The organism is Nocardia sp. NPDC004573 (assembly GCF_053602135.1).
On record NZ_JBSGDA010000004.1, the window covers coordinates 88,504 to 109,392 of the forward strand.

The following is a 20,889-nucleotide window of genomic DNA, read 5'->3' on the forward strand; positions in this document are numbered from 1 at the left end:
TGCCATGCAGTTGCCGCGCCGTACCGCATGCGCTGGGCCCACGCCCGGCTAATGTTGCACGGGTGTCCGACAAATACATGGTGTGGATGGATTGCGAGATGACCGGCCTGCGCCTGGACAGCGACAAGCTGATCGAGGTGGCCGCACTCGTGACCGACAGCGATCTCAACATCCTCGGCGAGGGCGTGGACATCGTCATCCACGCCGACGACGACGCGCTGGCCGCGATGCCCGCGGTGGTCGCCGAGATGCACGCGCGCTCCGGGCTGACCGACGAGGCCCGCCGCTCCACCGTCACCCTCGAAGAGGCCGAGCAGCGCGTGCTCGACTACATCCGCGAGTACATCCCCACCCCGCGCACTGTGCCACTGGCCGGTAACTCGATCGCCACCGATCGCGGGTTCATCGCCAGGGACATGCCCCTGCTCGATGCCCACCTGCACTACCGGATGGTCGACGTGAGCTCGATCAAGGAACTGTGTCGTCGCTGGTACCCGCGCATCTACTTCGGCCAGCCGGAGAAGGGCCTGAGCCATCGCGCGCTGGCCGACATCCAGGAGTCCATCCGCGAACTGGAGTACTACCGGCGAACCGCGTTCGTCGCGCCGCCCGGTCCCTCCACCACCGAAATCGCCGTGGTCGCCGCCGAGATCTCCGACCTCGCCGCACAGCAGGCCGAATCGGCGCAGGTCAACGGCTCGCCAGACGCCGATTAGGGAGTGGGCGGGTTGACACGCTAATATCTAGCCCGCCGGTTCTTACCGGCGATGGTGAGCGTAGTTCAGTTGGTAGAGCACCAGGTTGTGATCCTGGCTGTCGCGGGTTCGAGTCCCGTCGCTCACCCCAATAGCCCGGGTGGCTCCGAGAGATCGGAGCCACCCGGGTTTTTTCGTTGCGCCACAAACTCTTTGCGGTTCCGGAGTCGGCGAAATGTGAAACGAATATCCTTCAGAATCTCTCCCGCCTCCGTAGACTGCGGTGCACAGGGGACGGCGTCGCTGGGGCGCTCGCCCGGTTCGACCAGAAAGACACACCTCGTGATGCGTTCTGCGGTGATCGCAGCCTTCGTCGGCGCCACCCTCCTCACCGGATCCAGCGGAACCGCCGTCGCGGGCATCGGGCTCCCCCCGCTGCCCGCGTCCGGCTCGGCATCGAGCGGCTCGGCCGGCGGCCTGGCGACCACCGGCTCCGCCGGCAGCGGTTCGGCGGGCAGCAAGCTGCTGTGCGCCGCCACGGGCAGCGCGATCGCGATCCTGGGCGACGCCCGATTGGGCTGCAACATGCTGCCCTGACGCCCCCGAACGCCGAACGGGCCACCGGATTCGCTCCGGTGGCCCGTTCGGCGTTCTTTTTCGGCTCAGCGATTGTCGTCCGCGTTGCCCGCCTTCCAGACCGGCCACGGGATGTTCCAGTCACCCAAGCCGTCCACGCCGGACAGGGTGCCGCCCACGGTGTTCTTCACGATCGTGATGTCACCGCGTTTGGCGTTCTGGAAGACCCACTGCGCATTCGCCGGGCTGAGGTTCAGGCAACCGTGACTGGTGTTGCTGTAGCCCTGCGCGCCGACCGACCACGGCGCCGAGTGGAAGAAGATCCCGCTGTAGGACAGTCGCGTCGCGAAGTCCACCGGCGTCTTGTACCCGTCGGGCGAGTTGACCGCCACGCCGTAGGTCGAGGAGTCCATGATGATCTTCTCGTGCCGGTCGGCGACGATGTAGACGCCGTTGTCGGTGGGCGTGCTGTCCTTGCCCATCGAGGTCGGCATGGTGCGGATCACCTGACCGTTCTGCTCGACGGTCACCTGCTTGGTGTTGTCGTCGGCGGTGAAGATCACGGCGTCGCCGATGGTGAAGAACGAGTGGATGTTGTCCTGCCCGAACAAACCGTTGCCGAGATCACGCCCATAGACGTTCACGTCGATGGTGACCTTCGTCCCAGGCGCCCAGAAATGCTCGGGCCGCCACCGCACCTCGCGGTTGTTCACCCAGTAGAACGCGCCTTCCACCGGCGGCTCCGTGGTGATCTTGATCGCCGACTGCGCGGCCTTCCGATCGGGGATGTTCTCGTCGAACTGGACGGCCACCGGCTGGCCGATACCGACCACCTCGCCCTCGCCGGGAACCAGGTAGGGCTTGGTCTGGTTACCGGGAGAACTCGTGGTGAAGCTCAGCGTCGCCGAGTTCGCACCACCCAGCCCGATCGCGTCGGCCTTCAATCGGTAGGTTTTGCCGTAGCCGAGCACCTCGGCGGTCTCCCACGACCGCCCGTCCGCGGCGAGCTTGCCCTCCACCGTCTTGCCCTGCGGGCTGACCAAGGTCACGTTGGTGAACTTGCCGTCCTCGACCTTGAACGCCAGCGGGACGCCCGGCGAGACGCCGACCTCACCGTCCTTCACCGGCGACAGCAGCTTGGGCTTGATCAATTCCGTGATGGGGTTGCGGTCGATGGCCACCTGCGCCGCATCCTTGGCGTCGGACGCCGAACATCCCGTCAATGCCAGTGCGGCGACCGCGACGACGATCACCGGTCCCGCGATAGTGCGCACCGACCAGCGTGCGGCCGGCTTACGCTTCCGCCGACCTGGACCAACACTCATTTCAACCCCGTTTCAAAGTCTCCCGACCACCACGCCGCTCACCCCGCCGTGTACGCGGGCGGTCGGAACCACAATCGGACATTCTGCCAGTGCGTCACGTTCGCGCCAATGTGAACACCTTGTCCGTCACTGCAGCGTTACCACCCGTAGATCACCCCGGCGATCCCCGGCGTTACCGGGGCGGGAGCGCCGCGCGCCGCCGCCGGTCAGGGCACGATTTCACTTCTACAGCCCTGGCCTGTTAAGGTTTGTCCCGCACCGGAACACGGAGCACGCGCCATTAGCTCAATTGGCAGAGCAGCTGACTCTTAATCAGCGGGTTCGGGGTTCGAGTCCCTGATGGCGCACAACACGGAAACCGTGTCTTTGCCAGCATTCGCTGGCAAGGGCACGGTTTTTTCGTCCCCACAGCAGCCAGCCGCCGTGACATCATCGTGACCTGGGCTTTTTCCCAGATGCACCACGGGTCTCAATTCGGACAGCGTTACGCCTGTCGAGACCCACAAATCCAGCTGTACGGCCGAAAAATTATGTGACGTACAGCACAAGAGGTTTAATGGCAAACTCCCAGCTTGGATAACGATTCGGCTACCGAGTCATCGGCTTTCCAAGATCGACAACACCTGGCATTCAAGATCCGTTCACCCTGTGTTCACCTAGCGTGACCATTCTGCAATCAGGTCACGAAGCGAACTGAAGTTTGGTCAGCCCGAGGAGTTGTAGACACCGATTCGGTAACGATCACACGGCAGGCAGTTGCCCGCCAGTGATCAGCGGAGCGGAATCCGGCAACGGACCCGCGAACCTACTTCCGCCCGTCTCTTCGCATCGAGGTGCGAAGTCTCGCGCGACACCGCGGCCGAGCCCCAGTGCGGGCGATCCGGCGCCGCACGAACCGCGTCGCGTTCCGGGGACGTCAACGTCCCCCACAACAAAACCACACAACAGCACATGGCCGTTTCGGCGCGCGTCCACGAGCGTACGCCGCAGGATCCGTGCTGCCCAACTGCGGCCGGATCGAGTAAGTCCCCGATCAAGGAACCGATTCGCAATGCCTGACAGACGCCTTTCCACCCTTCGCCGCCCCTCGTTCCGCGAAACCGTCACCGTCGCGGTCGCCGCCGCCGGTGTCGTTGCCGTGGCCGCCTGCTCCGCGGCGTCCGTTGCCGATGACAGCGTCCCGTCTCGCATCGCCATGGTGGCCGAGCAGCAGCCCGAGCAGCAGCAGGAGGCCGCGCCCGCTCCGGTCGCCGAGCAGGCCGCCGCCCCGGTCGCGGAGGCGATCCCCGCGCCGATGCCCGCCCCGGCTCCCGCTCCCGAGCCGGTCCCGGCCCCGATGCCCGCCCCGGCCCCGCCGGTCTACGCGGACAATCTGGACGGCTGGATCCGCCAGGCGCTCGACGTCATGCAGGCCAACGGCATCCCGGGCACCTACGAGGGCATCCACCGCAACATCATGCGTGAGTCGACCGGCAACCCCCAGGCCATCAACCTGTGGGACTCCAATGCCGCCATGGGCATCCCGTCCAAGGGCCTGCTGCAGGTGATCGACCCCACCTTCGCCGCCTACCACGTCGCGGGCACACCCTTCGACATCTGGGATCCGGTGGCCAACATCGTCGCCGCCTGCAACTACGCGGCGCACCGTTACGGCTCGATGGACAACGTCAACAGCGCGTACTGAGCGCCACCACCGCCCGGCAGCCTCCCCCATCCGCGGATGGGGGAGGCTGCCGGGCGTTTTCCTGCCCTTCCGGCGCGGCGGCCCGAGCGCAGCTTCGTGCTCCTCGGCCAGGCGCAGGCCGTCGACGGATGACGTCCGGCTGCGTCCGTTAGGGTCGAGGCACCTGCAACCCTGTGGACATGCCGTGACCGACTACGCACACAACGACGCGGCGGCCAAGAGCCGCGCCGAGAAAGCGCGACGGCTGGCGAGCTATCTCTGGCACCGCGGCATCACCGGTCCCGAGGTGCTCGCGATGCCCGCGCCCGTCCGGCGCAAACTGGCCAGGGCCGCCGCGACGAATCCGCCGAGCACCGACGAGACCTGGACCACGGTGGCGCGGCTGCTGGCGGAGAAGGGCGACTGGGCCGCCCGCCATCCGGGGCATCCCGCCGCCCGGCGCGAACACACCGACGAGAAGTTGCTGTGGGTGAAGCCGCCGATCCGTCCGTGGTCTTGACTGTTTCAAAATAGTTGGCACACAAGGCTTTTCACGTCTACTACAAAGTTCCGTAGAGTAATGTCATGTATCCGCCGCCCCGGCCGTCGCGATGACCGAGCGCAAGCCGCCGAAGCAGACCTTCGAATCGTGGGTCGACAAGCAGATCCGCGAGGCGGCCGAGCGCGGCGAATTCGACAACCTCCCCGGCACCGGCAAGCCGATCCCCGGGGCGGGCACGGCTTACGACCAGGACTGGTGGCTACGCGGATATCTGCGTCGCGAAGGCGTCGGCAGCGAGGCGCTGTTGCCACCGTCGCTGCTGTTGCGCCGGGATATCGAGCACCTGCCCGACGAGGTGCGCGACGCGACCAGCGAACGCCAGGTGCGGGCGGCCGTGAGCGAACTCAACAAACGCATCGTGGACTGGCTGCGGATGCCGGAAGGGCCGTTCGTGCCGATCGCTCCGGTGAACGCGGACGAGATCGTCGAGCAGTGGCGGCACGCGCGCGCGGCCGCGCGGCCGAGGCGCGAGCAGTCGAACAGCCGGAACCCAGCGCCCTCCCCACCGCAGAACGAGGAGGCGACAACTCGCCCCCGTCGGCGGTGGTGGCGTCGGTGGCGGGGAAACAGCACCGACGCCGGGTAGCTCGGCGCCATCCCGCCGCTCAGGCGCCGAGTTCGGTCACTTGCTCCACCTCGGCGATCACCTTGTCCGCCAGCGCGCGCAGCACCTGAGCCTCGTCCGCCGTCATCGGCTCCACGAAGACGCGACGGACCAGATCGACATGGTTCGGCGCGGCCCGCTCCAGCGCTACGCGCCCTTCCGGCGTGAGTTGGACGATGATGCCGCGCGCATCCTCCTCGGCGGGCCGCCGCTCGACCAGGCCGCGCGCGTCCATCCTGGCCAGATGCTTGGACAACCGGCTCTTCTCCCAGCACACCTCCGCGGCCAGTTCCTTGGCGCGCAGACAGCCGTTCGGGGCGGCGGACAACGCCACCATCAGCTCGTAGTCCGCCAGGGACAGGCCGTCCTCGGCCAGCCCGGCGGAAATCGCCCCGTCCAGACGCTGGCGCAGCCGCACATAGGCCTGCCAAGTCGCCTGCTCGTCGTCACTCAACCACCGGACCATGGGAATGAAGTGTAGTCGCGGTTGGTTGACATGGACACCAACTCCTCAGGAGGTTCCGATGCCCGCCGTGACCGTTCCCGACATCATGGTTCTGCCCCGCCTGCCCCGCCCCGACGCGACCCTGCGCGAGCGGCCGGTCCGAAGCGTGGTCACCGCGCACACCCAACGTGAGGGCGCTGGATTCGAGGTGCGCAGACCGTTCCCCAGCATGGATCTGCGCGCGGCCGATCCCTTCATCCTGCTCGACCAGATGGGCCCGGTTGCCTATGAACCGCACGAGGCGAAAGGCGCGCCCTGGCATCCGCACCGGGGCTTCGAGACGGTGACCTACATGCTGGACGGCACCATGGTGCACCACGACTCGCAGGGCGGCGGCGGAGTCATCGGCGAAGGCGACACCCAGTGGATGACCGCGGGCTCCGGCATCTTGCACGACGAGGTGCCGCCGGAGGAGATGGTCGCCTCGGGCGGGTGGTTCCACGGCATCCAGCTGTGGGTGAACCTGCCGCGTGCACTGAAGTTCGCCACACCGCGCTACCAAGACCTGAGGGCACGCGAACTGACCCTGGTGAGTTCGCACGACGGCGGCGCGCTGGTGCGGCTCATCGCCGGGGAAGTCGGTGGATTCACCGGCCCGGGATCGACTTACACCCCGATCGCCTACGCCCACGCATCGATCACGCCCGGCGGGATACTCGAAACACCGTGGCCGCAGGAATTCACGGCGATGGCGTACGTGCTCTCCGGCAGCGGTGGCGTCGGCGCGGAACGCAGACCGCTGCGCGAAGGACAGCTGGCGGTCTTCGGCCGCGGCGACGCGATCAGCGTGACAGCCGATGCGCGCCAAGACAATCGGACCGGAGCGCTGGAAGTGCTGTTGCTCGGCGGACAGCCGATCCGGGAACCTGTGGTGCAGTACGGGCCGTTCGTGATGAACACTCGCGCCGAGATCATCGAAGCGATGGAGGACTATCAGGCCGGACGCATGGGAAATATCCCCGCGGAGCACATCCGCGGCACCGGCACTACCGCGTGAGCGACGACGATGGGTGCGATCCCCTAATCCCCTAGTTCCCTCCCCCCGAGGTTGACAAGAGAGCGGCCCGTCACAACAGTGGATGCGGCGTCCGGTCGGACGCCCTTCCACCGCAGCAACCACACAGAGGAATACATGAACGTTCGCCGGCTCTCCGTCAGCGCGGCCGTCGCGGGATTGACCTTTCTCGCGGCTCCCGCCGCCCTAGCCGCCCCTCCGTCCGGATCCGCCGGAACCGGCTCCTCGGCCGTCGACACCGGCTCCGCCGCGACCGGCTCGGCCGGTCTGTCGCAGACCGGTTCGGCCGGTGGCGCCTTCGCCAACTGCGACGACGCCCGGGCCGCCGGCCGCGCGCCGCTGTTCCGCGGCGAACCCGGCTTCGGGCCGCACCTGGATCCCGACGGCGACGGCTTCGCCTGCCCGACGGTCTGAACCGACCGCGAAACGACGACACCCGGTGGGCGATGCCACACCGGGTGTCGTCGTTTTTCCAGCTCAGCGGAAGATCTTGAGCAGCACCAGCCCGACCACCAGCGCGGCGGCGCCCATCAGGCTGTACTTCACCTTCGGCTCGTTCAGCTTCCCGACCACGATCTGCTTGGTGTCGTCCGCGATGCGATGCGGGTCCGCGCGTACCGCGAGTTCGTCGAGCGTGCTCGCCAGCCGAGTGCGGGCGGCCTCGATCTCCCGCTCGATCCGCTCGGTATCCCTTGCCACGTTCCACCCTCCTGTTGTCGATTGCCGCACCCGGTGCACGATCACGCCACATGTCCGGCCCTCCGTATGGCGCCGGGGCTCGCGGACGAGTCTATCCGCCGCCACGCCGCGCCCACCGGCCGCGCGAAGGATCTCCGGTCACCGCCTTCGGATAGCGTGCTGGAGGTGACCACCAACCAACGACTCTCCCCGGGCGACACCGCCCCCGACTTCACGCTCCCCGACGCCGACGGCAAGAACGTCTCGCTGTCGGACTACCGCGGTCGCAAGGTGATCGTGTATTTCTACCCCGCCGCGAGCACGCCCGGCTGCACCAAGCAAGCCTGCGACTTCCGCGACAATCTGGCCGAGCTGGACGGCGCGGGCATCGACGTGGTGGGCATCTCGCCGGACAAGCCCGCCAAGCTGGCCAAGTTTCGCGACGCGGAACAGCTCACCTTCCCGCTGCTGTCGGATCCCGACCGCACCGCGCTCACCGCCTGGGGCGCGTACGGCGAGAAGACCATGTACGGCAAGACGGTCGTCGGCGTCATCCGCTCGACCTTCCTGGTGGACGAAGCGGGCAAGATCGCCGTCGCGCAGTACAACGTCCGCGCCACCGGCCACGTCGCCAAGTTGCGTCGCGACCTGTCGGTGTAGCGCGGGCAGCGAAAAGCCCGGCGCCGCAAGGACGCCGGGCCGAGGTCGCCGCGCGGCTCCAGTTCAGGCCTGCCAGACCTGCTGGGCGGCCCATTGCGCCATCAGGCGGAGATGCTCGTCCCACCAGTCCGCGGCTTCCGGGGTGAACGCCGCGGGCGGCGGCGCCTCACCGGGGAACAGCAGCGCGCCGTCGGGCGCGCCCACCTTGCGATCGGACGGGAGACCGGTGCCCGGTACCAGCGGCTCGGGGCCCTCCGCCTCGGTCTCCGTCCCGTCCGTGGCATCCGCGGCGACCAGCGGCAGCGGCAGATTCCGCGGCGCAGGGCCCCAGCTGTGCTGGGGCAGCTGCACCCCGGCCGTGGAGGCGTCGAAGCCGGAACCGACCGGCCCGTCCGCCTCGGTGTCCGCGGCCGGGACGGGCTCGGTGGCGTGGCCCGCACCGGTGCCCTCGATCCTGGCGTCCGCCGCGACGACGGTCGGCAGCGGCTGGGCGGAATCGTTCAGCAGGTAGCTCCCGCCGACGACCATTCCGCTGGCCAGTACGCCGGCCGCGGCGAACACCGCCACCCCGCCGCGCCCTCGCTGCGGCTCGCTCACCGGCCCGGCGTAGCCGTCCTGCTCCAGCCGCGCGCTCAACGCCGCACCGGCGGCCGACGCGAAAGCCCCCATGGTGCAGGGGATCACCGGCACCTCGAACGTCTCGACCGCGGTCAGCACCGCCGACCCGGCGCCCGCCGAACCGATCAGCGCCACCGCGTCGGGGCGCGCGGCGGCCGCCTCCAGCTGCTCCCCTGTGGCCGCGACGCTCAGGCCGAGCGAGCGCGGCGTCGCGCGGCCCGCCTGCCCCACCGCGGCGAGCACCCGGCGGCGGCCGCGATCGACCAGGGTGAACGCGTGGTACCCGGGCACCACCTCGCAGATCAGCAGGTTGTCGTAGGCGTCGAGCCAGGTCATCATGCTCGCCACGCTCAGATGCGCCGATTTCACCGACACCATCGAGGCGCTGTGCCACGGACCGGCCGCCAGCCGGGTCACGATGGCGCGCCGCTCGGCGGGGTCCCGGTAGGCGACCGCCACGCCGCCGACCTCCCGCTCCGCGCCCAGCCCGGCGGTCAGCGCGCCGAGCGCGGTCTCCACCGCCGCGGCCACCTCCGCCTTGCCGTCACCGTCCGTTCGCACCACCCGGCGCAGCAGCACCCGGTCGGCCAGCTTCTTGCCGTCGGCCAGCGCCACCGCGTGCACGGCACCGCGTTCGGTCGAAACGCCGAGAGTCACCACAGATTCAGCCACCACTGATCACGCCTTCCCTCTGTGCATTGACCGAGCTCACGGGCTTGCCGAAAGCCATGAGCCCCATGGATTCCCCTGCTCGGAACACACGTCGCGATGCACGCGCGCTCGGTAAGTGTTCGGCACCACATCGGTTACGGATGGGTAGCGGAAATCGAGTCACCGGGACGCGAACGGCGGATGCGCGTATCGCACGCTTGTCCCTACCGTTAGCCTGGATGCGTGGAAGTACGCGCGGAGGCCAGGTCGAAGCACCGTCTGGACCCTGCGTTGGAGCTGCAGGACGACCCACAGGAGCTCATGCCGCGACGCCGGCCGACGCAGGAACGCAGCAAACGAAAGTTCGACGCCTTACTCCAGGCGTCCAGGGAACTGCTCGTCGAGGTCGGCTTCGAATCCTTCACCTGTGAAGAGGTGGCGGCCAGGGCGGAGGTGCCGATCGGCACGCTGTATCAGTTCTTCGCCAACAAGTACGTCATCGTCTGCGAGCTGAACCGCCAAGACCTGGTTGCCGTTTCCCAGGAGCTGGCCGACTTCCACGGCGAGATCCCGTCCCTGGACTGGCTGCGGCACATGAACCAGTTCGTCGACCACTTGGCCAACCTCTGGATGACCGACCCGTCCCGGCGGGAAGTGTGGCTCGCCATGCAGTCCACGCCGTCCACCCGGGCCACCGGCGCCATCCACGAGAAGCAGTTCGCCGAAGTCGTGTCGCAGATGCTGCGCCCGCTCACCCCGCGCACGCCGCGGGCGCGGCGCACCATGATGGCCGAAGTGCTGGTGCACGTGGTCTATTCGATGCTGAATTTCTCGGTGCAGGACGAGCAGAGCAGTGCGGAAGCGGTCGCCGAACTGAAGCGGCTGATGGTCGCCTACCTGCTCGTCGCGGAGAAGGAATCACGCACCGGCAGCGAGCGATGACGGTGGTCCCGGCGGGCACCGGGACCACCGCGCGGCTCACCCGGCGTTGTCGCGGCCTTCGATGAGGTCGGCCAGCTCGCCCGGGTCCTCGAGCACCACCATCGCGGCGGCGGTGTCGCCGTCGTGGGTCAGCGACAGGTGAACCCGTACCCGGGGCAGGAATTCGGCGGCCAGGCCGTGCAGCTTGATGCTCGGCCTGCCCCACGCGTCGTTGACCACCTCGATCAGCGGATAGGGGTTGTCCCCGATCTGCGGGCGGCGGGCGAACCGAGACGATGCCCAGGCTTTGAGCACCGCCTCTTTCGCCGCCCACCGCGCCGCGTAGCTGCGCGCCGGGTCGGTCCCTTTGCTCTGGCAGTAGCGCCGCTCTCCCGCGGTGAAACTTTCCCGGAGCATGGTGGTTCCGGCGCGTTCGAGCTGTTCGGCGAACTCGGAGATGGTCACCAAGTCCAAGCCGATACCGAGGATCGTCATAGGCGGGCAGCCTACGACGTGCTCGGCGAGCCCGCGCACGGACCCGGCGCTGCGAGTTGCCCCGCCGCGCTTCCGGTTACGCGCATCCGATGCCCTTGGCCCGGTAGGCGCCGTCCTGCGCCAGGCGCGCCTCCGGCGAGAGCAGCACGTCGGCCTCCAGCTCGCGCGCCCGCTTGGCCGGGGTGCCGTCCCCGCCGAGCCTGCGATCCGCGGGCCGCTCGTACAGCGGCGCGCCGCCGCACATCGCCTCCACGAACCGCTGCCGCCCGGACAGCTGCCGCTCCTGCGCCTTGCGCTGGTACTCCTCGCGCTGCTCCGGCTCGATGGCTTGGATGAACGCCTGGGGGTGCACGACCGCAAGCAGACCGTTCACATGGCCGAAGCCGAGCGAGGTGACCAGACCGGCCTTGAGCGGAAGACGATCGCCCAGCCGCAACGGCTCGCGCAGCCACACCAGGTGCGGGAAGGCCAGCATCTTCTCGTCCACGCAGTCGAGGCTGCGGTTCGGCGGGATGACGCCCTGCTCCAGCACCTGGCACAGGCCGATGAGCTGGAAGGCGGCCGCGCCGCCCTTCGCGTGCCCGGTGAGGGTCTTCTGCGAGACGACGAACAGCGGAGCGCCGTCCGAGCGTCCGATGGCCGTGGCGAGGCGCTCGTGCAGTTCGGACTCGTTCGGGTCGTTGGCGGCCGTCGAGGTGTCGTGCTTGGACACCACGGCGATCTCGTCCGGGGTCACGCCGAGCTTGCGCAGCTCGGTCGCCAGCCTGGACTCCCTCCCGCCGCGACCGGCGCCCAGCGCGCCCAGGCCGGGAGCCGGGATGGAGGTGTGCACGCCGTCCGCGAAGGACTGCGCGTAGGCGACCACGCCCAGCACCGGCAGGCCCATCTCCAGCGCGACGCTGCCGCGCGCCAGCAGCACTGTTCCGCCACCCTGCGATTCGATGAATCCACCGCGGCGGCGGTCGTTGGCGCGGGAGAAGTACCGGTCGCTGATGCCCTTGGCGCTCATGGCCGCGGAATCCGCGGTGGCCGACATGTCACCGAATCCGACGATGCCCTCGATGCCGAGGTCGTCGTACCCGCCGGCCACGACCAGATCGGCCTTGCCGAGGCGGATCTTGTCCACGCCCTCCTCGACCGACACCGCTGCGGTGGCGCAGGCCGCCACCGGGTGCACCATCGCGCCGTAGCTGCCGACGTAGGACTGCACCACGTGCGCCAGCGCCACGTTCGGCAGCGCCTCCTGCAGGATGTCGTTCGGGCGCGACTCGCCGAGCAGGTTGTCGATGTACAGCGAGCGCATCGAGGACATGCCGCCCATGCCGGTGCCCTGCGTGTTGGCGACCAGCGAGGGGTGCACCCAGCTGAGCAGCTCCGCGGGGCTGAACCCGGAGCCGACGAACGCGTCCACCGTGCAGACGATGTTCCACAGCGCGACCCGGTCCACCGAAGCGGCCATGTCGGGCGAGATGCCCCAGATGGTGGGGTCCCACCCGGTCGGGATCTGGCCGCCGACGGTGCGCGACAGCTTGGCCCGGCGCGGCACGCGGATCTCGGTGCCCGCCTTGCGCGTCACGGTCCAGTCACCGGAGCCCTCGACCGGCGTGATCACCGTGTGCTCCGGATCGGCGGCGTGGAAGGCGCGGGCCTCGGCCTCGCCGCCCACCGTGAACGACAGGTCCTGGTCGAGGAAGACCGAGGTCATCAGCGGGGCCGAGTTGTCGGTCATGGCGCCGTCGTCTTCGTAGCGGCGCACGCCGCAGCGGGCGACCACGGCGTCGTGGTAACGCTCGGCCAGCTCGTGCTCGGGCACGTAGTCACCGGACGCGGCGTCGTACCAGCCCGGCTTCGGGTCGTTCTCCCAGGTGACCATGCCGGTGGTCCAGGCCAGCTCCAGCACGCCCGCCGCCGACAGCTCGTCGGAGACCTCCATCTCGAAACGGGTACGCGCCGAGCCGTAGGGGCCCAGCTCCCCCGCACCGACGATGACCACCATGTCGGCCGGGTCCGCGGTCACCTCGCCCCACTCGGGCACCGGCAGCGCGGAGGTCACGGTCGGCGGCGCGGGCAGCGCGGCGATGGTGCGGCCCGCGTCGGCGCCGGTCTGCTCCTCCGCCTGCTCCGCGGCCTGCTTGGCCAGCGCGGGCAGATCCAGCTTGGCCCTGGCCAGCCCACCGGTCAGGTCGATCTGCTGCGGGCCGCTCACGGTGACCTGACGGGCCCGCGAGGTGCACCACTTGAGCAGTTCGTCGGCCATCTCGGCGGTGGACCAGGTCTGCACGCCCGCCTTCTCGACCGCCTCGACCATCGGGTCGTTGTGGCCCATCAGACCGGTGCCGCGCACCCAGCCGATCAACGCGTGCACCAGGGTGACCCGGGCCGACCACGACTTCTCGGCCCGCCACTTGGCGACCACCGCGTCCAGCGCCGCCTTCGACTCGCCGTAGGCGCCGTCGCCGCCGAACATGCCGCGGTTGGGCGAACCCGGCAGCACGACATGCAGTTTCGCGTCCACATCGTGCTCGGCGCCCAGCTTCGACAGACCGCCGATCAGCCGTTCGACCGACCAGAGCAGCACGCGCATCTCCATTTCGGCGCGCGCGCCCGCGTCGGCGAGGTCACCGGACACCCGCGGCGCCGCGAACGGCAGCAGCAGGGTGGGCGTCATCGCGTCCTTGATCTTGATCTTCGCGCCGCCCGCGCTGTCGACCTGCTCGGAGCCGATCCAGTCGATCAGGGCGTCGATGTCCTGGTAGGACGCCATGTTCGCGGGCACCACCCACAGCGCCGCGCCGTGGCGGGCGTTGTCGCGGTACAGCTTGCGGTAGAAGGCGAGGCGCTCGTCGTTCAGCGTCGAGGTGGTCACCACCACCGTGGCGCCGCCGCTGAGCAGCCTGCCGGTCACCGCCGCGGCGATGGAACCCTTGCTGGCGCCGGTGATCACCGCGATGTCCGAGGACCACAGACCCGGCTCTGCGGTGCTCAGCGCCGCCTCGGCGATGCGCCCGTACAGCCCGGCGAGCACCGAACGCGCCTCGTGCATCGCACGCTGGCGCCACCAGTTGGCCTGTGCGGCAACGGCTTCGCCCGCGCCGAGGAATCCGGTGACCGGTCCGTTCGCGCTGCCCGAGTCGTCGGCCAGCCACAGCCGGGCCAGATCCTCGCGCGCCGTGGCCCACCGGTCGTCCAGCAGGACCGCCTTGCGGGCGTCGAACGCGGGCGCGACCAGGCGCGGCCAGTCCGAACCGAGTTCGGCCGACACCAGATCGACCAGCGAGTCGTCGGTCGCCTCGGGCGCGGAAACCCGCTCGGAGAGGCCGAGCTGTTCCAGCACGACGCGCGCGGCCGTGGCCAGCACGCCGTCGCGTCCGGTGATCTGCTCGGTGAACTCACCCAGCGCGGCGGCGTCGACCGTCGCGCCGCCACTCCCGCCCGCCGACGGCAGCGAGACCGCGACACCGCGGCGGGCCGCGACGGCCTGCACGGCCGCGTCGATGGCCGCGTCGACCGAGGCGGCGTCGCTCAGCGCACCGGAGACCAGTCCGCCCAGGTCGCCACCGCGCACGCTGGTGCCTTCCCTGGTGCCCAGCGACACCTCCGCGGTCACGTGGCTGGCCCACCCGTCACCGAGTTCCCATACCTTCGTGACCCGCTCGGCGATGGCGGCCGGACGCTTGCCGGACGGGCCGAACACCTTGCGGAGATGGTCGCCGATGGCGTCGGTGAGCACCGTGCCGAAGGGGCGGTAGGTGCGGGCCAGCCGCTCCACCGTCGCGGACAGCGCGCCCATGTCGGCGTCGGCCGCACCGTCGATCGCGCCGAGCGAGAGCTCGGAGCCGAGGTCGACCAGCAGCTGGTTGCGCCGCGACGACACGCCGTCGCACAGGCCCTCGATGGTGTCCACCGGTCCGATCTGGTCCAGCCGCAGCTTGGTCCACAACGCGATCAGCACGCGGGTGGCGTCGGCGGCGGTGAACGCGATGTCGTCCGGACGCGGGCCGCCGGAGCTCGGGGCCGGCGCGGCCACGGGGGCGGCGGCGACGGCCGCCGGAGCCGCTGCGGCCGCGGCCTCCTCGACCGGCTCGTCCACCGGCGCGGGGTCGGTGTCGGTCGCGTAGACGATGGCCGCCTCACGCTCGATGTTGAGCACCTCGACGGTGGCGCCGCCGAACGCGGGCAGCTTCAGCGTCTGGGAGGCCAGGTTGGCCACCGTCGGCGTGGCGCCGAGGCCGATCTCGACGAACCGCTCGATACCGAGGCCGCCCTGCGCGGGGTCGGTGAACAGCAGGTCCTGGGTCTCGATCCAGCGCACCGGGCTGGCGAACTGCCAGGCGAGCAACTCGATCAGCACCACGCGGCACAGTTCGGTCGGACGGGCGGCCCAGCTGTCGAAGTCGGCAAGCACCTCCGCGAGCGGTTCGGACGGCACCAGGTCCGCGATCTCCTGAACGAACGCCCGCTCGAGCGAGAACAACCTCGGTACCAGGTTCGGGATGTAGCGGCCGACCAGGGTCTCCGGGCGCAGATCCACCGGCAGCAGCTGCTCGAGCTTCTGCCGGAACTCCGGAACGCCCTTGCGCAGCACCGTCGAGTGGAACGGCACGTCGATGCCGGGGACCAGGATGAACGCCCGCTTGCCGCCGAACTCGGCACGGCGGCGGTCGATCTCCTCCTCCAGCGCGTCGAGCCCGGCCACCGTGCCCGCGATCGCGTACTGCGAACCGCGCAGGTTCAGGTTGACCACCTCGAGGAATTCCCCGACCCGCTCGCCGACTTCCCGCACGAAGCCGACGACCTCCGCGTCGGGCAGACCGATCTGCGAGGGCCGGATCGCGGCCATCCGGTAGTCGCTGCGCCCCTGCGCGTCCCGCGGCACCAGCTCGTGCATCGCGGACCCACGCTGGAACACCACCTCGAGCACCGCTTCCAGCGGCAGCACCCCGGCGACGGCGGCGAGCGCGTTGTACTCACCGACGGAGTGGCCCGCGAGCAGCGCGTCCTCGACGAACGCGCCGGCTTCGCGCAGCTCGGCCACCTGGGCGACGCCGAGCGTCGCCATGGCGACCTGGGTGAACTGGGTCAGGTGCAGCACGCCGTCCGGGTGCCGGTGCTCGACGCCGCGCGCCTTCAGGTAGGTCGGGTTGTCGCGCACCACGGCCAGGATCGAGAACCCGAGCGCGGCACGGGTGTGCTTGTCCGCGCGGTCCCAGATCTCCTTGGCCGCCTTCGACCGGGAGCGGGCGTCCAGCCCCATCCCCTTGCGCTGGATGCCCTGTCCGGGGAAGGCGTAGACGGTCTTCGGCGCCGCGGTGCGACCGGTCGCGGCCATCACCAGTTCGCCTTCGGCCCGGCAGGAGACCTCGACGATCTCACTGCCCGCGTCGACGGCGACCCGCTCGACGCGCACATCGATCTGCGCACCGGGGCGCACCATGCCGAGGAAGCGGGTGGTCCACGCGGTCAGTGTCCGCGCGGGCACCGAAGCCGCCGGATCGACCGCCGACACGACGTGCTGCGCGGCGGCCGACAGCCACATGCCGTGCACGATCGGGCTGCCCAGCCCGGCGAGCTTCGCGGCGGCATCGCTGGTGTGGATCGGGTTGTGGTCGCCGGAGACTTCGGCGAAGGCGTGCATGGTGCGCGGCGCCACGATCGTCACGTCGCGACGACGCCTGCGCGGGGTGTCGTTGGCCGCGTCGGACACCGTGCCCGCCGCGCGCGGCGGATCGGTGAGTTCGCCCGCGCCGGTACGCCCGCGAATCGCGAAACGCTCGGTGAGGGTGGCCAGCACCGGCATCGACATCCCGGTCTCGGGCTTGTCCAGCATGGCGGTGATCCGCACGTGCACCTCGACGACGCGGCCGAGGTCGGTGTCCAGGGTCTCCCCGGCCTCCGCGCGCACCGCCAGCACACTGGTCTCGGCGGGCAGTTCGCCGGCGAGATGCACCTGGTGATCGAGGTGGACCAGGTCGAGCATGCCCTCGATGACGCTCTCGTCCTGCGCGGTGCGGGCCGCGCCGAGCACCGCGAACACGGCGGGCCAGCAGGCGCCGACCAGCACGTCGGGCACGGTGCGGCCGAGCGTGCTCAGCGTGGCGGGCAGGCCGGAGCCGGTGACCCCGGCGTGGTCGGCGATCAGATCCGGCGTCCAGGCCAGGTTCACATGCGCGACCTTGCCCTTGACCTCCGGCAGATCCTGGCCCGCCGCGACCGCGAGCAGTGCGGACATGGCCTCGTCGGCGTCGGCCTCGGTGACCACCGGGGCGCCGCCGTTGTAGATCGAGGTCGGCACGGTGATCCGGATGCGCACCGCGTTGCCCGCCAGCAGCGGAACGGTGAGCTCCAGGTACTCGTGCTCCGGCTCGGGGCCGGTGGTCTCGGCCAGCGTCGCGCCGCTGGGCGGGTGCACCGCGCCCTTGCCGTCGACGACCCATTCGGACAGGTCGCCGAGCCGGTGCACCGGGCTGATCGTGGTGCGTCCGGCCCACTGCACGTCGGGGGCGGCGAGCACGGCGTCGATCGGGCCGCTGGTGACACCCGCCGTGCGGCGCGCGTCCACCGGGGCGGGCGTCACGCCCGCACGCACCAGGGAGTAGGCGGTGTCCTGCTCGAAACGGTCGAGCAGCTCACCGACCGGCTCGTCGACCCGGGTGATGCCCGCGACGGAGACGGTGCCGGGAATGACGCACACCTGATCGGCGGAGTAGCGCGGATCGTGCGCCTGCCACAGCGAATCCGAGCGCCACCAGCGGCGCACGTCGGCGTCCACGACCGGCACGAAGTTCACCGGCTTGCCCGGGGTCTTGCACAGCGCGATGAAGAACGGGACATCTGCGGGGTGCAGCAGGGTCTGCGCCGTAGCGGGGTAGGCGTCCTTCAGGGCGCACAGCGCCGCGACCGGGTCCTCGAAGTCGTCGTCGCTGGTGAACAGTGTCGGGATCTCGCCGCGGTCGGCCGGGTGCAGCCGGGATTCGGTGCGGCGCACCATCTCCGCGAACCGGTCGCGCCAGGTGATGTCCAGCCACACCGAGCGGGTGGCCTCCGCGATCGCGTCGCCCAGGTCGCTGCCGCAGTCGAAGTCCTTGCGGCGGTCCAGCCCGACCGCCAGCTCGACGTAGCGCTCCAGCCAGTCCTGGTAGGTCATGGTGGCCAGGTCGCCGAAGTACGGCTTGGCCGTGGCGTTCAGCGCCGTGATGATCTCGTCGCGGCGCGCGGCTACCGCGTCGGCGTCGCCGGCGACCTCGTCCAGCAGGCGGCCGGTGCGCGAGGCGGCGTTGTCGATCTCGTGGATGTCGGCGCCCAGCTGGCTGCGGCCCGAGGCCATGCCGCCGGACGCGGTGCCCGCCCCGACCCAGTCCGGGGTGCCAGGGGTGTCCACCAGCAGTTGCTTGACCTCCGGCGCGGTGGTGGCCTCCAGCGTCGCCATGGCCGCCGTGCCGACCAGCACACCGTCCAGCGGCATCACCGGATATCCGTGCCGCACCGCCCACTGGCCGGTGAGGTACTCCGTCGCCCGCTCGGGCGTGCCGATGCCGCCACCGACGCAGATCACCACGTTGGCACGGCTGCGCAGTTCGGCGTAGGTGTCCAGCAGCAGGTCGTCGAGGTCCTCCCAGGAGTGGTGGCCACCGGCCTTGCCGCCCTCGATGTGCATGATCACCGGGTAGTCCGGAACCTCGTCGGCGATCCGCAGCACGGCCCGGATCTGGGCGACCGTCCCCGGCTTGAAGGCGACGTGCGCGATGCCCGCTTCGGTGAGTTCGTGGATCAGCGCGACCGCTTCCTCCAGCTCCGGAATGCCCGCGGTCACGATGACGCCGTCGAACGGGGCGCCCGCCGCGCGGGAGCGCTGCACCAGCCGCTTGCCGCCCAGCTGCAATTTCCACAGGTACGGATCGAGGAACAAGGAGTTGAACTGCACCGAACGACCCGGGTGCAGCAGCTTCTTCAGCTCGGCCACCCGGTCGGCGAAGATCTGCTCGGTCACCTGCCCGCCGCCGGCCAGCTCCGCCCAGTGGCCCGCGTTCGCCGCGGCCGCGACGATCTTCGCGTCGACCGTCGTGGGGGTCATGCCCGCGAGCAGGATCGGCGAGCGTCCGGTCAGCTTGGTGAATGCGGTCTCGACCACGATGCGCCCGTTGGGCAGTCGCACCGGGCGCGGCGCGAACGCCGACCACGGGGCCGCGGGCTCCGGCGCGGCGCCGGGGGTCAGCAGGCTGCGCTGTCCGGCGCGGGTGGCGGCCGCGACGATGCCGAGGCCGGTGCCCTTCAACGTGCCCGCGGTGACGCGGGACAGCAGGTCGCCCGGACCCAGGTCCAGAATCCATTGCGCGCCCGCGGAGATCACGCCCTCGACGGCGTCCACCCAGTCGATCGGATCGACCAGGATCTGCCGCGCCAACCGGCCCGCCAGCTCCGTGTCCAGCCCGCACTGGTCGGCCCAGCTGCTCACCAGGTCGACGGTGTCGGCCAGCGCCGGGTGGTGGAACGCCACGTCGACGGCCACGTCTTCGAAGACCGGAGCGAACACCGAGCCACCACGCACCTTGGCGTCACGCTCGCGCGTTTGCTCGTCGTGGATCTGCTCGCACCGCCGGCGCACCCGCTCCAGTTGCGCGGGCGGCCCCGAGAGCACCGCGCGCCGACGTCCGTTGCGGATGGAGACCACCACGCTCGCGGCGGGATCGGCTCCCTCGCACACCTCGGCCACCACGGCGCGCAGCTGCTCGGGATCGACGTTGGACACCGCGACCATCGGCGAGCGCTCGCCCACCGGCATCAGCCCACGTCGCCGTGCCACCAAACCGGCTGCGGCGCCGATCATCTGGGCCACTGCGAGCAGCTCCGCGTCCCGGGCGCCGCCGGCTTCGACCGCCGCGGCGGCGAGCAGGCCCTGCGAGTGCCCGACGATCGCGACCGGCGCGTGCTCGGACGGATCCAGGCCTTGCAGCCGCAGCGCCCGCACGGCCGCCACCTGCGTCAGCAATACGCCGGGCATGGACACCGCGGCCGACCGCAGCACCGGCTCGGACGGAGCCGCCGAGGTCTCGCCCTCGTCGGTGTCGGCGAGTTCGTTCTCCAGCATCCAGCCGATCGGGTCGAAGCCGACCGGACGCACCACCAACAACTGCGCGGCCACCGGCTCGAGCAGCGTGGCGGCCTCGTTGACCAGTGCGGTCAGCTCCGGCTCCAGCGCACTGTCGCGCCCGATCTCCTCCAGCTCGCTCAGCCACCGGGCACCCTGGCCCCCGAAGGCGAGCGCGTACGGAACGCCGTCGAGCAGACGATCCAACAGCGGCGACCGCGCCCCATCCGACGCGGCCTTCCCGGCGGCGACAACCGCCTTCGTGCTCTGTCCGGCCTCGGTCTTGGTGCTCTCGTTGATCGTCAAGACGCTTCGACTTCCTTCTCCATGCGACATGCCTCGGCGACACGCCGGTCCCTACCGGTTCACGAGTGATCGCGGGTGATCGGCCTGATACGGGCGAGGATGGCACAAAATCATGAGGAAATCCTCACGTTTGCCTCCGGGCGTGGCCATTACTTAGGAGTATTTCGGTACATACGTACCAGAATGGAGGTAAACATGACTCCGCCTCATGTTTGAAGCCCCTGGTCCATCGGGTTACCAACGCGTACGAAACATGAGTGCCCCTCATATTGAGATTTGCCAAATCGTTATAATCCCAGGTGAGGTTACTGGCCAGTACGCCACGCCAACCCAATGCTTCGCTATGACCGATTGGCCCGGTAGAGTTTGGACGGTCGTACCATCAAGCGCGAGTGGCGAAATTGGCAGACGCGCCAGATTTAGGTTCTGGTGTCCACGGACGTAGGGGTTCAAGTCCCCTCTCGCGCACAGATCTCCGTCATTCGTGACAGATATTCGTGCAGTGTGCGCGAGGGCCCTTTATTACAGGA

General features: G+C 69.8%; 15 protein-coding genes and 3 tRNA genes. 12 read left to right on the forward strand and 6 right to left on the reverse strand.

Features of this window, described 5'->3' with window-relative positions; all coding sequences use genetic code 11:
• The first annotated feature begins 62 nt into the window (after nt 1–62).
• From orn to ACWEKR_RS08025, 3 genes are all read left to right on the forward strand, one after another.
• Complete coding sequence (orn, locus tag ACWEKR_RS08015; RefSeq protein ID WP_452353856.1) at nt 63–716, forward strand: oligoribonuclease; 654 nt, start codon at nt 63–65, stop codon at nt 714–716.
• A 54-nt stretch (nt 717–770) separates the two neighbouring features.
• Nucleotides 771–846, forward strand: a tRNA-His gene (locus tag ACWEKR_RS08020).
• Nucleotides 847–1,040: 194 nt separating this feature from the next.
• Complete coding sequence (locus ACWEKR_RS08025; RefSeq protein WP_452353857.1) at nt 1,041–1,292, forward strand: hypothetical protein; 252 nt, start codon at nt 1,041–1,043, stop codon at nt 1,290–1,292.
• A gap of 65 nt (nt 1,293–1,357) precedes the next feature.
• On the opposite strand, the gene ACWEKR_RS08030 is transcribed toward ACWEKR_RS08025, so the two are convergent.
• Nucleotides 1,358–2,596, reverse strand: a complete 1,239-nt coding sequence (locus ACWEKR_RS08030; protein WP_452353858.1) for a L,D-transpeptidase — start codon at nt 2,594–2,596, stop codon at nt 1,358–1,360.
• A 274-nt stretch (nt 2,597–2,870) separates the two neighbouring features.
• On the opposite strand from ACWEKR_RS08030, the gene ACWEKR_RS08035 reads away from it, so the two are divergent.
• From ACWEKR_RS08035 to ACWEKR_RS08050, 4 genes are all read left to right on the forward strand, one after another.
• Nucleotides 2,871–2,943, forward strand: a tRNA-Lys gene (locus tag ACWEKR_RS08035).
• A 704-nt stretch (nt 2,944–3,647) separates the two neighbouring features.
• On the forward strand, nt 3,648–4,280 hold the full coding sequence (locus ACWEKR_RS08040) for a transglycosylase SLT domain-containing protein (protein WP_452353859.1): 633 nt from the start codon (nt 3,648–3,650) through the stop codon (nt 4,278–4,280).
• Between the two features lie 184 nt (nt 4,281–4,464).
• Nucleotides 4,465–4,779 carry a hypothetical protein gene (locus tag ACWEKR_RS08045; protein WP_452353860.1) on the forward strand — a complete coding sequence of 105 codons (315 nt, stop codon included), beginning with the start codon at nt 4,465–4,467 and terminating at the stop codon, nt 4,777–4,779.
• A 91-nt stretch (nt 4,780–4,870) separates the two neighbouring features.
• On the forward strand, nt 4,871–5,407 hold the full coding sequence (locus ACWEKR_RS08050; protein WP_452353861.1) for a DnaJ family domain-containing protein: 537 nt from the start codon (nt 4,871–4,873) through the stop codon (nt 5,405–5,407).
• 19 nt (nt 5,408–5,426) lie between these two features.
• Here the strand turns inward: ACWEKR_RS08050 and ACWEKR_RS08055 are convergent, their stop codons facing one another.
• Nucleotides 5,427–5,879: a MarR family winged helix-turn-helix transcriptional regulator gene (locus ACWEKR_RS08055; RefSeq protein ID WP_452353862.1), complete on the reverse strand. Its 453-nt coding sequence runs from the start codon at nt 5,877–5,879 to the stop codon at nt 5,427–5,429.
• A gap of 70 nt (nt 5,880–5,949) precedes the next feature.
• On the opposite strand from ACWEKR_RS08055, the gene ACWEKR_RS08060 reads away from it, so the two are divergent.
• Together ACWEKR_RS08060 and ACWEKR_RS08065 are read left to right on the forward strand one after the other, a co-directional pair.
• The gene (locus tag ACWEKR_RS08060; protein ID WP_452353863.1) at nt 5,950–6,927 is read left to right on the forward strand and encodes a pirin family protein; all 978 of its coding nucleotides are present in this window, start codon (nt 5,950–5,952) and stop codon (nt 6,925–6,927) included.
• Between the two features lie 135 nt (nt 6,928–7,062).
• On the forward strand, nt 7,063–7,359 hold the full coding sequence (locus ACWEKR_RS08065) for an excalibur calcium-binding domain-containing protein (protein WP_195077436.1): 297 nt from the start codon (nt 7,063–7,065) through the stop codon (nt 7,357–7,359).
• Nucleotides 7,360–7,422: 63 nt separating this feature from the next.
• Here ACWEKR_RS08065 and ACWEKR_RS08070 read toward each other — a convergent pair whose 3' ends face one another.
• Nucleotides 7,423–7,644, reverse strand: a complete 222-nt coding sequence (locus tag ACWEKR_RS08070) for a DUF3618 domain-containing protein (RefSeq protein WP_452353864.1) — start codon at nt 7,642–7,644, stop codon at nt 7,423–7,425.
• A gap of 165 nt (nt 7,645–7,809) precedes the next feature.
• Here ACWEKR_RS08070 and bcp point away from each other — a divergent pair, with 165 nt between their 5' ends.
• Nucleotides 7,810–8,283 carry a thioredoxin-dependent thiol peroxidase gene (gene bcp, locus ACWEKR_RS08075; protein WP_452353865.1) on the forward strand — a complete coding sequence of 158 codons (474 nt, stop codon included), beginning with the start codon at nt 7,810–7,812 and terminating at the stop codon, nt 8,281–8,283.
• A 63-nt stretch (nt 8,284–8,346) separates the two neighbouring features.
• Here bcp and ACWEKR_RS08080 read toward each other — a convergent pair whose 3' ends face one another.
• Complete coding sequence (locus ACWEKR_RS08080; RefSeq protein ID WP_452353866.1) at nt 8,347–9,576, reverse strand: hypothetical protein; 1,230 nt, start codon at nt 9,574–9,576, stop codon at nt 8,347–8,349.
• A gap of 297 nt (nt 9,577–9,873) precedes the next feature.
• Here ACWEKR_RS08080 and ACWEKR_RS08085 point away from each other — a divergent pair, with 297 nt between their 5' ends.
• Nucleotides 9,874–10,494 carry a TetR/AcrR family transcriptional regulator gene (locus ACWEKR_RS08085; protein WP_223522150.1) on the forward strand — a complete coding sequence of 207 codons (621 nt, stop codon included), beginning with the start codon at nt 9,874–9,876 and terminating at the stop codon, nt 10,492–10,494.
• Between the two features lie 36 nt (nt 10,495–10,530).
• On the opposite strand, the gene acpS is transcribed toward ACWEKR_RS08085, so the two are convergent.
• Complete coding sequence (acpS, locus tag ACWEKR_RS08090; RefSeq protein ID WP_043688517.1) at nt 10,531–10,968, reverse strand: holo-ACP synthase AcpS; 438 nt, start codon at nt 10,966–10,968, stop codon at nt 10,531–10,533.
• Between the two features lie 76 nt (nt 10,969–11,044).
• Nucleotides 11,045–20,359 carry a fatty acid synthase subunit beta domain-containing protein gene (locus tag ACWEKR_RS08095; protein WP_452353867.1) on the reverse strand — a complete coding sequence of 3,105 codons (9,315 nt, stop codon included), beginning with the start codon at nt 20,357–20,359 and terminating at the stop codon, nt 11,045–11,047.
• A 386-nt stretch (nt 20,360–20,745) separates the two neighbouring features.
• Between ACWEKR_RS08095 and ACWEKR_RS08100 the strand changes: the two genes are divergently transcribed.
• Nucleotides 20,746–20,827 (forward strand) — tRNA-Leu (locus ACWEKR_RS08100).
• The last annotated feature ends 62 nt before the right edge of the window (nt 20,828–20,889 follow it).

Coding starts and splice junctions, on each gene's coding strand:
- ACWEKR_RS08025 (WP_452353857.1), top strand. CDS start 1,041: ATGCGTTCTGCGGTGATCGCAGCCTTCGTCGGCGCCACCCTCCTCACC.
- ACWEKR_RS08030 (WP_452353858.1), bottom strand. CDS start 2,596: ATGAGTGTTGGTCCAGGTCGGCGGAAGCGTAAGCCGGCCGCACGCTGG.
- ACWEKR_RS08040 (WP_452353859.1), top strand. CDS start 3,648: ATGCCTGACAGACGCCTTTCCACCCTTCGCCGCCCCTCGTTCCGCGAA.
- ACWEKR_RS08050 (WP_452353861.1), top strand. CDS start 4,871: ATGACCGAGCGCAAGCCGCCGAAGCAGACCTTCGAATCGTGGGTCGAC.
- ACWEKR_RS08060 (WP_452353863.1), top strand. CDS start 5,950: ATGCCCGCCGTGACCGTTCCCGACATCATGGTTCTGCCCCGCCTGCCC.
- ACWEKR_RS08065 (WP_195077436.1), top strand. CDS start 7,063: ATGAACGTTCGCCGGCTCTCCGTCAGCGCGGCCGTCGCGGGATTGACC.
- ACWEKR_RS08085 (WP_223522150.1), top strand. CDS start 9,874: ATGCCGCGACGCCGGCCGACGCAGGAACGCAGCAAACGAAAGTTCGAC.
- acpS (WP_043688517.1), bottom strand. CDS start 10,968: ATGACGATCCTCGGTATCGGCTTGGACTTGGTGACCATCTCCGAGTTC.